We start from the raw sequence: 13,491 nt of genomic DNA, 5'->3' as shown, positions 1-13,491 counted from the left end.
TGGGCATGGCGAAGATATTGATCGTCGACGATGATCCGTTCATCACCAAGTTGACAACAAAGATCCTCACGAAGATTGGCTACGACACGGTCTTGGCGGCCGAAGACGGGGCCAGGGGACTTGAGGCCGTGGAAGCGCACGGGCCGGACATTATCATCTGCGACCTCAACATGCCGGGAATGGACGGGCTGGAATTCCTCCGCCATCTCGCAGAACGTAATGCCGCCTGCGGGATTGTTTTGGTCAGCGGCGAGGAAAAGCGGATCCTGCAGACCGCCGCGCAACTGGCTGAGGCGCACCGTTTGAACGTGCTTGGATCCCTACAGAAACCGATCAAGCCCGATCCGCTCAAGGCGTTGCTGGACACTTATGCGGCGCAGCAGGAGGCCGCAAAACGTGGTCCGATTGATGTCCTGAGCCTGAAGGACATCCAAGATGGCCTAAAAAGCGGCTGCATCGATGTTTTTTTCCAGCCCAAGGTTTCTGTCGCCGATCGCAGGATTGTCGGCGTGGAGGCTCTGGCCCGCTGGCGGGGAGCGGATGGCCGCCTGATCCCTCCCATCGCCTTTGTCCCGGTTATTGAAGATAACGGTCTTATCGATGAAATGACCCGGCAAGTCTTTGAAAAATCCATTGCGGTTCTGGCGGATTGGTGGCGCAAAGGGCTGGAGATCTCGGTTGCGGTGAACTTCTCGGTTGACTCCCTGACCCGCTACGAAGTGTTCGATCTGGTAAGCCAGGCAATTGCGAAGGAGCAGGCTGATCCGGGGTACGTCACAATTGAAGTGACCGAGAGCCGGATCATGGATGACATTGCCGCGCCACTCGAGATCCTGACACGCTTGCGCATGAAAGGCCTTGGGCTTGCCATCGACGATTACGGCACCGGGGCCTCGTCCATGCAGCAGTTGAAACGGATCCCTTTCACAGAACTGAAGATCGACCGGGCGTTTGTTGCCGGGGCTCCGCAGGACGAAGAGGCGCGGGCAATGCTGGAATCGAGCGTTTCCCTTGCAAAAAGACTGGGTCTGTCGACGGTTGCGGAAGGCGTTGAAACCGAGACCGAATGGGACCTTGTCGCGAAACTCGGTGTTGATGTTGTCCAGGGCTATTTCATTGCCAAACCAATGCCGGCGGACGAGGTTTTTGTGTGGGCCCAAGAGCAGGGCGGCTTGACGTCCTCTTAGTTACGGCGGCATGCTTTGTGCCTGTCAGGTTTTTCAGAGCCGCTCCGTCATGCCAGCTACACGGACGCCCGATGGCTGCCGCCGTTTCGAAAACGCAATTTTGGTTTTGCATTTGCCGAAGTACGCCTCCTGAATTGGTAACGCCTGGTCCGGGTATTCGTCCCTGAAACTACAGAAAAATCAGTGTTCTAGTCGCCAAAGTGCCGGCTTCTCCGGCCATTTGGTCTTCTCTTTGCACTTCTCCTGCCTGATCGCGCGCATGCGCGTAAGCGAAGGAGTAATCACATGGCGAGTTTGCCCGCAACACGTCCCATGATTGGGACCAATGAAGACGATACTTTGAATGGGACAAAGCATTCCGATGTTATGTCCGGCCGCTTCGGCGATGACCTTTTGAAAGGCCACAACGGCAATGACGAGGTCTGGGGCGGCACCGGCGATGATACGCTCTACGGAAACAACGGCGACGACATTCTTTACGGTTCCGGCGGCCCCAATCTGGTGCATGTAACGTCGGTCGAAGTTGCCAACGACTATCCGGTCTCGGTCATTTTTGAAGGCGAGACTGCAGGGTATCGCAACACTTTCGGCTATTACAAAGTGGCTGAAGACGGCACCATCACGGACGTTCAGTTCATTTGGCCGAATGCCTCGTTGAAACACAGCGGTGGCGACTTGATCCAGGGCCAGTCCCGCGAATATCTGGACGTACAGTCCGGAGACAAGATTGCCTTTTTCATCGTGTCTAACGGTTACAGCCTGAACGGTGGGTATTCCGGTCTGGATCTGGAAAACGGAAGCTTGAAGTTCCTGAACGCCGATGGTTCATCCGCGACCGTCGGGAGTGAGGCTCCACGGCTCTATCATATCGCGCCGGATGGCACACAGACGCTTATCAAGTACAACCCCTATCATACGGCGGCTTACGGCGAGACGGTTGGTCTAAATCCTGATGGGATCCTGCATACAACCGGCGTTTTGAAAACAGATGCCGGTACGCTCACACTCGGGTTTGAAGATCTGTTCAACGGCGGTGACCGTGACTTTGACGACAGCGTCTTCACTGTTGATATCGGCGTTGCAAATGCTCTGCTGTTGAACGCGCATTTCACGCAGGATGACGCTGGCACTGACCCTGATCCAGGGACGGGTAACGATCTGCCGCCAATTGTCCGCACCGACAATGACCTGCTGATGGGCGGCGATGGCGCGGATGAACTCCATGGCCGTTCCGGAAACGACCGGCTTTATGGGGAGAACGGCCATGACGACCTGCATGGCGGGAGCGGTGACGACGACCTTTATGGTGGTTCGGGCTCCGACGATCTGTACGGCAATTCCGGAAACGACACCCTTTATGGCGGACAGCAGGATGACAACTTGAACGGGAACAACGGCAGCGATGCGCTGTTTGGTGAAAGTGGAAACGATACGCTCAACGGCGGTACAGGTGATGATGCGCTTGATGGTGGGCACGGTGATGATGTGCTTATCGGTGGATCTGGAGATGATGTCCTGACCGGGGGATATGGCGAAGATGTCCTGAAAGGCGGTGCCGGGAACGACCATCTCTACGGGGGAAATCAAGACGACCAGCTCTATGGCGGTCATGACGACGATACATTTTATGGCGATGCCGGAAATGACATGATGCATGGTGGACGCGGCAATGACACGGTCGATTACTCCGCCTTTGAGGTCGACTTGTCTATTTCCTTGCATAACAAGCGGGCGCATGGTCTGGAAATCGGAACCGACACCCTGAAGTTCATCGACAATATTCAGTCAGGGGGCGGCAACGACATCCTGAAAGGGTCGAAAGGCGACAACATCATAGATGGTGGGGCCGGCAATGATCAGATCCGCGGACTGCAAGGTTCCGACATTTTATCAGGTGGCAGCGGTACCGACACGTTTGTCTATCGCACGTACGATCTCAGCGGTACCGATACGATCACTGATTTCGACGTGGATTTGGATCTTCTGGATTTCAGCCATCTTGCGGGCAGCAATGACGCTCAAACGTTTCTACAATTGATCGAGGGGTCCGAAACCAACGGTGATCTTTCGCTTTCTGTCGATTGGAACGGCAATGGCAGTTATCAGGATGTCTGCGTCCTGGAAAATGCCGGAGGTCAAACCGTGAATTCGTTGTTCGATAACGGTTGCTTCCTCTTCTAACGATCAAAAATGCCGGGCCGACGACTTTCGCTCAAAGCGACCGAAGCGTTCGGCCCGGCATTTTCCTTCCCCGTTCTTCAGCTCTGCCCTTTGCATAATGAGAAACTGGCCCCAGTCCACACAGTCCTCCTGGGGTTTGCAATTTGCAAAGAGTGACCAGGATGCTGAGTCTAGCCTTTGAAATTTTCTATATTTTTCAATTGCCTATCGTTTGTGCGGATCTCATTTGCAGGTCTCGGCCCGGACAATCCCGGTTGGCATCGTCCTTGCGAACACATTGGTGCCGATGACATCAAAGGTTGCAAAAGTGGACATCATTCATGAAAGGCCCAGCCAAAGGCTGCACTACAGGGTAACAGCGCCGATGCGCGTCACCCTTGGTGATCAGACTTTTGACGCTGCGGATTGGGGGCTCGGCGGTTGCCGGATCTCCGGCCTTTCTGCGCCGCTTCCTGAGGTCGGATCGGACCACCCTCTCTTGTGCACCCTGCCGTTCCAGGGCTTCAACATCACCTTGAAGGCCAGCGCTGAAGTCGTCCGTTCGAGTGAAGACACCAAAGAGGTCGCTTTCCGCTTCGTAGACCTTGGAGAGCGGGAAACGGCGTTGATGCAACACTTTGTCGAGGATCTCGTCCGCGGCAAGATGACAGACGTCACCGACACGATTGTTCGCATCGATACACCGGTCACACCGGTGCCTACCAAACCGGACCCAAACCCGGCACAGGGAATCCCCGTCCGCCGCTGGCCGATCAAGCAGATCGTCATGTCGCTCTTCTATTTCGCCCTTGGCATTGCCGTCTTCGGGTATGTCGGGATTTACATTTTCGCAACGCTCTTCCGCCTGGAAATTTCGACCGCAGTCGTCAGTGCCGAACGTTATGAGGTCACGGCACCGGCGACCGGACGTCTCACCGGTCTGAGCCTGCGCACCGGTGATGTTGCAGCTTCTGGAGTTCCGATCGCCTTTATCGAGAACGACGCGCTGATTTCGGAAATCCGCAAAGCCGAAACCGCGCTTATGCAGGCGCAGGTGGAGCTCTCCGAGCACAAGCTTTATCTGCAAGTCGAAGCCGACCGCGAAACAGGCTACAGCCTTGTCGCTGCCAATGATCTGCGCCAGGCCCGCGCAGAAACCGTCACACTAGAGCTTGCCGTTGAAACGGCCCAGGACCGGTTGAACCGCTACAAGGATCTGTTCGCACAAGGCTACTTGAAACGGGATGTGCTCGCCACGGCACAGCTTGAGTTGGCCACGGCCAAGAGCGCGCTTGAAAAACACATCATTCACGTTGCCGAGTTGGAAAAATTGGGCTCTGAAGGCGGAAACTTTGGCATCTTGAACGGCGACAAGTTCAGCGGATTGAAGTCCGAACGCATTGCCGAAGTGGCGCGCTGGCAGCAGGAAGTCGACTTCCGCACCAAGCTGTTGGAAGAGCTGCGCGTTCAACCGGACATGATGCCGGTGACGCTTGGCTCCAATGCCGCTGTTGTGGATGTGATTGCAGCCGATGGTCAAACGCTTAAAGCCGGCGCCCCGCTTGTGGTTCTGGAGGAAAGCGACCACCGGGTTATCACAGCGTTCCTGACCCAGGAAGAAATCACTCAGGTCCGCAAAGGCAGCCCGGCCCGAATTTATGTGCCGGCCGAAGACCGCTGGATCGAAGCAACAGTAGACATGATCAGCCGCACAGACGGGTTCATTGATGAGACCACACAAATGCACCGGTTCCGCGCACCGGATGCGCGTTCTGCAAAGGTCGATCTGATCTCAAAGGGGGGCACCCTTCCTCAATCCGGAACACCGGTCACCGTCTACTTTGAGCGGTACCGCGCAAACAAGGTCTTGCGGCTGATCTCAGGTTACCTCGGAGACGCGACATGAGCCGGTCCCTGCAGCAGGATTTCAACGTCGATGAAATCACGCATCAACCGAGGGGGTTGGCCAAATGGACCCCATTTGCGTTGTTCCAGATCAGCCTTTACTTCGGCCTCTGCTTTGTCGGGGTGACCACCTTTGAGAACGTCTTCTTCAGCCCGGCGACGAAACAAATCACCTTTGTGATCGGGATCCTCGGCGTCTGGCGCTATGGCTGGTGGTTCACTCACGCCGTGCGGGCCTGGATCTATGGCAAGTTTGTCTACCCGTCCATGCGGGACGCCGGGAAGAAGGTGTGGGAGGACGGCTGGCGTCCCCGCCACCTCCACTTCATGATGACGACCTACAAGGAACACCGGGACATCACGGAAAAGGTGATCCGGTCGATCTGCCGCGAAATCCGGGACGCCGGTGTGCCGGGCACGATCTGGCTCGGTTCTGGCGACCGGTATGACGAAGACCTCATCTCCAATCTTCTGGCCCGGGAGTGGTCCGATCTTGACGTGACCCTTCATGTCGTCCGGCAGAACCAGCCCGGCAAGCGTTTGGCGATTGGCCTTGTTTTGCGTGCGATGAGCCGGGGTGACGTAGAAGACGACGACCTCATCATTTTCATGGATGGTGACTTTATTCTGGCCAAAAATGCTGTTGGTGCATGCCTGCCGCTCTTCAAGCTTTACCCGGACCTGCAAGCCTGCACGACGGATGAAGAAGTGCTTTGCATCGGCCCGCGCTGGATTGCCAACTGGCTGACCATGCGCTTTGCGCAGCGCCGGCTAGCCATGCAATCCCACTCGCTCTCCGGCCGGGTTCTGACCCTGACGGGACGGATGTCCGTTTTCCGGGCGAACCACCTGACAAAGCTCAAGTTCATTCGTCTTCTCGAGGCAGATCATCTCGAGCATTGGCTGTGGGGGAAGTTCCGTTTCCTGTCGGGCGACGACAAAAGCACCTGGTACTACATGCTCCAATCCGGCTGCCGCATGCTCTATGTGCCCGACGCCATGGGCTACACGGTTGAAGTCATTGAAGGCTCCGGCATGGACCGGATGGTTCAAAACTTCCGCCGCTGGTCTGGCAACATGCTGCGCAATGGCTCTCGCGCCCTTGCATTGGGGCCGGGCCGGATGCCGTTCTTTATCTGGTGGTGCCTTTTGGACCAGCGCGTTTCCATGTGGACCATGCTGGTAAGCCCGGTGCTCGCGGTCTGCACGACGTTTCTCTATGACCCCTACTACATCTTCGGATATGTGGTCTTCATCTGCATAACCCGGATGCTGCTGTCGCTGTTTCTCTATCGGTACGCCCGCAAAGTGGACCTCAGCTATCCGTTCATTCTCTACTTCAACCAGTTGATCAATGCGTCGGTGAAGGTCTACTGCATCTTCCGCCTGTCAAAACAACGCTGGTCCAACCGCGGTGACCAGCGCGCAGGTGAAGGCGACGGGCTGCTCGCCACCCTGCAGAACCTCATGGCGAGTTATCTCACCCTTCTTTATGTGACGATGCTGTTTGTCGGTGTCTGCCTGATGGCGGGTCTCATCGAACCGCCGAGTGGTCTCATGATCGCCCACATTCTCGGCTTGCCGGCCTGATTGGCTGACTGTGACGGGACACTGCAACTGTTTTCGGGGGGACGGGAAATGTTCCGTTCTCCAAGGAAAGAAATAAGGTTGGAGAAACTGTGCCCGGCACTGCGGTTACCCCGGGCGAACGAGGTTAGACCCGCGGCAACTCATTTGCAGAGCCTGACGCGCAATAACTGGCGGATGCCGATTGACTGGTAGGGAACTCCGGCTTTGGCATCCAGAACTGCGAGTGGGCCCCGGAACTTCGCTCCGCTCCGTCCGGCGTGACACTTACAGGGTGTTCGACACCCAGGACTCCAACACACTCAGAGACCTTTTCAATTTGCAAAACTGCTCTTACGCAATTGCTAAGTCCTACCAGTTTCCAAAAATGCAAAAAAATCACAACTATTTGAATTAATTGGGATAATAATTCGAAAGCTGAGTTGGCCCAGCTCTTGAAAGGATCCAGCCAATTGGATCAAACGAGGGCCACAGCTATGAAGCTGACACCGAAACTCTACACTGCTGCATTGACCCTGACCGCTTGCCTCGCACTGGCTCCGGTTGCGTTCAACGGTGTCGTTGACGCCTACAACCACAACCAGTTCATCGATCTTGGGCTCGACAAAACGGAAATCAGCGTCAAGGCGCACTATCCGCTTTACAAGATGATCGAGTATCCGCGGATCAAGGCACCGACGGTTGTTCTGGGCGACAGCCGTGCGCGCGCGCTTCAAGACAAATACTGGCAGGAACTCGGACGCAATGATGTCTACAATTTCGCCTATGGCGGGGCGACCGTTTTTGAGATCTACGACACCTTCCAGTATCTGAAGGAAAACGCAGACCTGGAAACGTTGATCGTCAGCTTGCCGCTTCGGTCCATGGATGCCCGGTTCAAGGGTGGCATGAACCGCGTGCCGGAGGCGATCTCACTCGCAAACGATCCGTTCGGCTACTACACGAACTGGTTTGTGGCCAAGACCGGTTGGGCGCTTTTGCAGGACCGCTACCCGAAAGTCTTCGAGGCCGCCGAGAAACTTTCGCTGTCCCCAATTTCGCAAGCAAAGGCCGGTGAACTCAGCGGTCTTGAAACTCTTTCCGTCGACGCGCTGTTAGACCCTGCCTTATGCGACGAGTGCATCTTGCAGACACCGAATGGCACATTGATCTTGCCGGCTGTTTACCACGGTCGGGGGCTCGGTCTGGGCCACTGGGCGCGCTACTGGCCGGACATCGCAATTGACCGGGATCTCCCGTCCCTGTTCGCCAAGCAGGTTGGCACCAATGGTGCAGCTGACTGGCGGCGGTTCAAACAATCAGAAGACCTGTGGGCGATGGTCGAAGAGATTGCCGCCTGGTGCGACGAACACGATGTCGAACTCATCTTCTTCATTCCGCCGACAATCTCCGAGATGCAGCAGCGCATCAATGACTTCGGACTTGCTGCCGCAAACCACAAATTCCGAGGTCGGCTTTCAAATCTTGCGCCGGTCGTGGACATGGATTTCGACACGGGTTTTACCCGGGATCTGAAAAATTTCACAGACGCCTATCACTTCGGGTCCAACCCGGCCCGCAAGATCGTCGGCGAACTGCTGCAAGTGATCGATAGCGATAAGGCAGGCGTCAAAACGGCGATGGACCGCCGGGCTGATCTCGCTTGCCCGGTGCGTCCGGACGACATCACCCAAACCCACAACGAAGGCACCCTTCAGCTGATAGAAGGCACATCCTGCAGAATCTGGAGGCAAATCGATGGCTAAGTCGAACAAGACCCTGGAAGAAGCCCTGATTTGCGTAACCGGTTTTGTGATTGGCGCCATTGCCGCCTCAAGCTTCACCGAGATGCCGGGAACCACTGCTGTGGAACCAAACCGCATCGATTGGCTGTTTGATCATGCTGAGCCCATGGCCCGGCAAATGTCGGCCGAAGGGGATCAGCCGAGCTTTGAAATGGAGTTGCCCAAATGACCCGCAAACCATTGAACCGAAACATTCTAAAAGCAGCCTTTGTCGCCGCGATCATCGGTGGGGCCGGCGCTGTAGCGCTCTCTGGCGATGCAGTTCGCCCGGCAGCAAAGGCCGAGCGGATCGATCCTACTATCGAGGAAATGATCAAACAGGCGCGCGGCCTTCAGAAAGTCGGCCGTTGGGAAGCTGCCGCCGATCTCCTGACCCAGCTTGCCAGCGATGGTCATCCGGTTGCTCTTTACCACCTGGGCCGGGCCTACAAGAACGGCTGGGGCGTTGACGCGGACCTCGACCAGGCACGCCTGGTCTTCATGGAAGCCGTGCGCTACTCCTTCGTTTATCGCGGCGAGACGGCTTATGAGCTGGGACGGCTGTTCCAGCGTTCGTCCGGCGAACGGTGTGCAGAAATCGCTCTGCAGTGGTTCCACAAGTCTCTTGGCTGGGATTACCCGAAAGCGCACGTTCAACTCGCAAAACACTATGAGCGTGGCATCGGCACAGAGCGGGATCTGACCCTCGCCTTTCATCATTACGAGAAAGCTGCGATTGCCGGGTACCCGTCGTCCACCATCAACTACGCCCGGATCCTTTTGAACGGCCGCTATGGCTCTACGCCCAACCCGGAACAAGCTCTGTTCTGGGCCGAGCGCGCAATCGCCGGTCTTGAAAAGAAAGCCCGCGATGGATCGGCAAGCTCAGCCAAGACGCTGGGCCGGCTCTACCGGGACGGAGAATTCATGACAGCGGACCGGGCGCTTGCCCGCGACTGGTTCCTGCGCTCTGCCGACCTCGGCGACGCCGGAGCCATGCATGATCTCGCGCTGATGATGCTGGCAACCTCCGACGATAAGAACACCGTTCAGGAAGCGCTGAAATGGCTTCGACTTGCTGCAAAAGCGGAACATGGCGGTGCTCTCACCGGCCTTGCCCGTCTGCATCTGAAGGAAAAACACGGCCTCGATGCCGAAGCGGCTGTCGAGCTGCTGGAGCGCGGAGTGTCTGCCGGCCACCCGGGTGCCATGGAAGAGCTTGGCCGTCTTTACGCAAAGGGCAAGCTTGTCGAGCAGGACCGGACCAAGGCGTTCGAACTTGCCCGGAAAGGTGCCGACCGTGGCCACCAGGGCAGCGCCACTTTGCTCGAAGAGCTTCAGAAAACCGACGAAGCAAATCTCACCATTCTCCTGCGGACCACTCCGCAAGACATCAGCAACAAGGAGGGCTGAGTTATGGTTTTCAGTTCCCTGGAATTCATCTACCTGTTCCTGCCGCCGGTCCTCATCGGTTACCTCGTGCTCCGTCACTGGGGCTGGGAAAACGGCATTATCTGGTGGCTCACCATTGCCTCGCTGGTGTTCTACGCCTGGTGGACCCCGGTCTATCTGCCCCTTCTCCTGGGTTCTGTCGTGATCAACTACGGTTTTCACCGGGTGCTCCGGCAGGTCCGCGACAAGTTCATCCTGATCACGGGCATCGTCTTCAATCTCGCTCTGATTGCGGTGTTCAAATATGCCGACTTCTTTATCGGTAACGCGAATCTGATTGCCGGCGCGGATATCCCGATGCTCAACCTGGTCCTGCCTCTGGCGATCTCGTTCTTCACCTTCCAGCAGATCTCGTTCCTGATCGACACCTACAAGGGTGACATCATCCAGTGTGACTTCGGCCGTTACATGCTGTTCGTGGTGTTCTTCCCGCAGCTGATCGCTGGTCCGATTGTGATGCAGAAGGAAACCATTCCGCAGTTCAAGCTGCCGGTGTTCCGCAACAAGCTCGTCCTGAACCTTGCGGTTGGCAGCACACTATTTGCCATCGGCCTCTTCAAGAAAATCGTGCTGGCGGACGGCATCGCACCCTATGCCAACCAGGTCTTTTCCCTTGCCGAGACCACAAATGGTGTTCCGCTGGAAGCTGCCTGGATCGGCGCGCTTGCCTACACCTTCCAGCTCTACTTCGACTTCTCCGGCTACTGCGACATGGCGCTCGGCCTGGCCCGGCTGTTCGGCATCCGTCTGCCTGTTAACTTCAACTCGCCCTACAAGGCAACCAGCATCTCCGACTTCTGGCGCCGCTGGCACATTACCCTGTCGCACTTCCTTAGGGACTATCTCTACATCCCGCTGGGGGGCAACCGCAGTGGTCCGATCCGCCGCTATGCCAACCTCATGATCACCATGCTTCTTGGCGGTCTGTGGCACGGGGCGAGCTGGACCTTCGTCTTCTGGGGCGGTCTGCACGGCGCATATCTTGCGATCAATCATGGCTGGGATGCCCTGTCCAAGAATGGCTATGTGCCCAACATACTGCCGCGCCCGGTCGGAAACCTCCTGAGCCGTGGCATCACGCTCCTTGCCGTCGTCGTTGCCTGGGTGTTCTTCCGCGCAGAGAGCTTTAACGGTGCCAGCAACATCATCCACGGCATGACCGGCTTCTCGACCGTCTATGAGCCGAAGCTCTGGGAAAGCGCGTTGAGCGGCACCCTGCAGGTTTGGGCCATGATGGTTGCTCTTGCCGCTATCGTCTTCCTCCTGCCGAACGCCATCGAGTTCACTGAGAAGTACAACCCGGTGCTTGGCTTGAAGAAGCTGGTTGCTCAGCGCCGTTCGGAAGGGTTCTTGCCGGTGCGCTGGCAGCCGACCACAGGCTGGGCCCTCGGTGTCTCGGTCCTGTTCGGACTGGCGCTGATCCAGACCTATCGGCTCGCAGAAATGACCGAGTTCATCTACTTCAACTTCTGACCGGAGACAGCTGATGCGCTCGCTCTTTCTGACACTTGCCTTCTCAACGGCCCTTTGTGCCGGAACACCGACAACTTGGGCCGCACCGGAAGGTGCGGTTCAAAACGCCCTTCTGGTTCTGCCCGCCCAAGGCCTCGAAGTCGACCTGAAGAGCGGAGATGTCACCCGCAAGGGCGTGACCGGCCAGTGCCTTGAAACCGTATCGAAGGCCGGGTCCAACCTTCTTGTTGTCGCGAAGAATTCGGGCGATGACAAACCGACCGTCTCGGTGGATGGCATGATCCGGGATCTCGGTGGCCCTGCCCAGGAGGGAGCCCGCCTTGGCACCATTCGTCTCGCCCGCGATGGATCATTGGTCCACATGCGCACCTGGAAAACCGGCGACAAGCAGACCGAACTGCTTCAGGAAAGCGTGGTCCGGCTCACATTCAAGCGCGGCACACTCGCGAAACTGTTGCGCTTTACCGAGACCCAAGCTCTTCTGTTGGTCACCCGGCCAGGCGAACCGGCGCGGCTTATCCGCCATAAACGCGGGGCAGGCGGCCTTGTTTCCAAAGAGCCCGAGGTTCTTCTCGATTTTGCGGGCTGCGTGCCCGAACGCGTGTTGGTTCGAGGCGATGTGCTCTGGGCCCGCATGGAATGTGCAGACACGGATACCGCCGGGATCTACAGGATAGACCTTACGACAGGGTCCATTGAATCGCCTGTCATGACAAGCGAGACCGCGGACTTCATGACGCTTCCGCGCGCAGACCGTCCTGACGGCGAAGCCGTTCTGACAGTATCCGGGTCTCCTTCCGGCATCAATTTCTACTATGCGGTCAACGGCCTCCTCGCCGCGCAGACCGGTGAGGTGCGCGCCTGCTCGTCGGATGCGGAAGGACTGCAGAGCTGGAACCAAAGCTATCGGCTTCGCGCCCTCGCTAGCCTTTTTGAGAAGACCGGAGATTCCGTGTTTGCTGCTCTTGCCCGCAAGTCGATGCGTCTCACCCTTGCAGCTCAAGATGGCGTCAACGGCCGTACGAGCAATCAGAACCCTTCTTGCGGTTGGAGTTCAACGATCTACGCGACGAACAACAACGATCGGATGACCCTGATGATCAATCAGGCGATGATTGCCAACAGCCTTGCAAAGGCTTGCAAGGCCCTCGGTGGAGGCTGCCCGGTTGAGCTTGCTAACAGAATTGCCGGAACACAGGCCTGTCTCGCCAATGAATACGAGCCGGATTTCGATCCAACCGTCGGGCTCTACCGGATCAACAAGGATATCGACTTCAGGTTCAAGGGAAGCATTGCTCCCTGGAACTGGCAAGTTTCCATGGCCGCGTTGCTCAAAGACTTGTCCGATCCTGCCTTGAGCGCGCGCGGTAGATCCGTCGTGAAAGGCTTTTATGACGAATGGAGCGCCGATGAGAATGGTGCCCTGTTCCGCTATTGGCCAAAGGCGGCTTTTGAAGACCGTGATGGCTCCCCGTCAAAACGTGCCGGCGAGCGTTTCGAAGACACTGGGCACGCAGGGATATCGCTGCTGAGCGCCGCCGAATTCCCTGATCTGATGACCGGCGACCATATTGCCGCGCTCAAAAGCCGGGAAGACTTCCTGCTCACTTTTGGGGCCGCAACTCCGCGTGATCTGGATGGTGCAGGACCGGCCGGTCCCCGCTGGTTCCCCGCAGGCGGGTGGTCATCCGTGCCGTCTGAGGCCTTCAAGAAACGGTTTTCCGGCCCAGTCCCCGGCGTGCAGTCGGCCGACACGGTCTTTGCCTATGCAAACCTCTTTGATCCGGACGCGGATTTCCAGCTGATACTCAGCATTCACGGATGCACAGACGTCTGCGCACTTCACAAAACCTACAAATACGACAGCTGGCAGGCTTTCTTTAACGGCAATCCGTTCTTCGAGTTCAGGCCTGCCGCGCTGCCAATCGCGTCAAAACCTTGAGTTGCCGTTGTTTCCTTAAAGC

Annotated in this window: 9 protein-coding genes; all 9 read left to right on the top strand. The window is 57.1% G+C overall.

The genetic code is table 11. From position 1 onward, the window contains the following. Nucleotides 1–5: 5 nt before the first annotated feature. The 9 genes from E1180_RS12855 (at nucleotide 6) to E1180_RS12815 (ending at nucleotide 13,469) form a co-directional block, all read left to right on the top strand. Nucleotides 6–1,187 carry an EAL domain-containing response regulator gene (locus E1180_RS12855; protein WP_196220587.1) on the top strand — a complete coding sequence of 394 codons (1,182 nt, stop codon included), beginning with the start codon at nucleotides 6–8 and terminating at the stop codon, nucleotides 1,185–1,187. Between the two features lie 285 nt (nucleotides 1,188–1,472). Continuing rightward, on the top strand, nucleotides 1,473–3,368 hold the full coding sequence (locus E1180_RS12850; protein WP_208997120.1) for a DUF4114 domain-containing protein: 1,896 nt from the start codon (nucleotides 1,473–1,475) through the stop codon (nucleotides 3,366–3,368). A gap of 286 nt (nucleotides 3,369–3,654) precedes the next feature. After that, nucleotides 3,655–5,253, top strand: a complete 1,599-nt coding sequence (locus E1180_RS12845) for a PilZ domain-containing protein (RefSeq protein WP_244314061.1) — start codon at nucleotides 3,655–3,657, stop codon at nucleotides 5,251–5,253. Continuing rightward, the gene (locus E1180_RS12840; RefSeq protein ID WP_155191585.1) at nucleotides 5,250–6,842 is read left to right on the top strand and encodes a glycosyltransferase; all 1,593 of its coding nucleotides are present in this window, start codon (nucleotides 5,250–5,252) and stop codon (nucleotides 6,840–6,842) included. The genes E1180_RS12845 and E1180_RS12840 overlap by 4 nt, the downstream gene beginning before the upstream one ends. 473 nt (nucleotides 6,843–7,315) lie before the next feature. Continuing rightward, nucleotides 7,316–8,584: a hypothetical protein gene (locus E1180_RS12835; RefSeq protein ID WP_155191584.1), complete on the top strand. Its 1,269-nt coding sequence runs from the start codon at nucleotides 7,316–7,318 to the stop codon at nucleotides 8,582–8,584. Beyond that, nucleotides 8,577–8,792, top strand: a complete 216-nt coding sequence (locus E1180_RS12830; RefSeq protein ID WP_155191583.1) for a hypothetical protein — start codon at nucleotides 8,577–8,579, stop codon at nucleotides 8,790–8,792. The genes E1180_RS12835 and E1180_RS12830 overlap by 8 nt, the downstream gene beginning before the upstream one ends. Then, the gene (locus E1180_RS12825; protein ID WP_155191582.1) at nucleotides 8,789–10,015 is read left to right on the top strand and encodes an SEL1-like repeat protein; all 1,227 of its coding nucleotides are present in this window, start codon (nucleotides 8,789–8,791) and stop codon (nucleotides 10,013–10,015) included. Before E1180_RS12830 ends, E1180_RS12825 begins: the two co-directional genes overlap by 4 nt. Nucleotides 10,016–10,018: 3 nt before the next feature. After that, nucleotides 10,019–11,527 (top strand): MBOAT family O-acyltransferase, encoded by a 1,509-nt coding sequence (locus E1180_RS12820; RefSeq protein ID WP_155191581.1) that lies wholly within the window; start codon nucleotides 10,019–10,021, stop codon nucleotides 11,525–11,527. Between the two features lie 13 nt (nucleotides 11,528–11,540). After that, the gene (locus E1180_RS12815; RefSeq protein WP_155191580.1) at nucleotides 11,541–13,469 is read left to right on the top strand and encodes a hypothetical protein; all 1,929 of its coding nucleotides are present in this window, start codon (nucleotides 11,541–11,543) and stop codon (nucleotides 13,467–13,469) included. Nucleotides 13,470–13,491: the final 22 nt, after the last annotated feature.

It is taken from the genome of Roseibium denhamense, from assembly GCF_009711415.1.
Taxonomy (GTDB): Bacteria; Pseudomonadota; Alphaproteobacteria; order Rhizobiales; family Stappiaceae; genus Roseibium; species Roseibium denhamense.
Note: the sequence above shows the minus strand (reverse complement) of the source record. Positions and strands in the feature narration are given on the sequence as shown.

What these genes read in the sequence shown, in the direction of transcription:
- E1180_RS12855 (WP_196220587.1), top strand. Translation starts at nt 6, where the DNA reads ATGGCGAAGATATTGATCGTCGACGATGATCCGTTCATCACCAAGTTG.
- E1180_RS12850 (WP_208997120.1), top strand. Translation starts at nt 1,473, where the DNA reads ATGGCGAGTTTGCCCGCAACACGTCCCATGATTGGGACCAATGAAGAC.
- E1180_RS12845 (WP_244314061.1), top strand. Translation starts at nt 3,655, where the DNA reads ATGACATCAAAGGTTGCAAAAGTGGACATCATTCATGAAAGGCCCAGC.
- E1180_RS12840 (WP_155191585.1), top strand. Translation starts at nt 5,250, where the DNA reads ATGAGCCGGTCCCTGCAGCAGGATTTCAACGTCGATGAAATCACGCAT.
- E1180_RS12835 (WP_155191584.1), top strand. Translation starts at nt 7,316, where the DNA reads ATGAAGCTGACACCGAAACTCTACACTGCTGCATTGACCCTGACCGCT.
- E1180_RS12830 (WP_155191583.1), top strand. Translation starts at nt 8,577, where the DNA reads ATGGCTAAGTCGAACAAGACCCTGGAAGAAGCCCTGATTTGCGTAACC.
- E1180_RS12825 (WP_155191582.1), top strand. Translation starts at nt 8,789, where the DNA reads ATGACCCGCAAACCATTGAACCGAAACATTCTAAAAGCAGCCTTTGTC.
- E1180_RS12820 (WP_155191581.1), top strand. Translation starts at nt 10,019, where the DNA reads ATGGTTTTCAGTTCCCTGGAATTCATCTACCTGTTCCTGCCGCCGGTC.
- E1180_RS12815 (WP_155191580.1), top strand. Translation starts at nt 11,541, where the DNA reads ATGCGCTCGCTCTTTCTGACACTTGCCTTCTCAACGGCCCTTTGTGCC.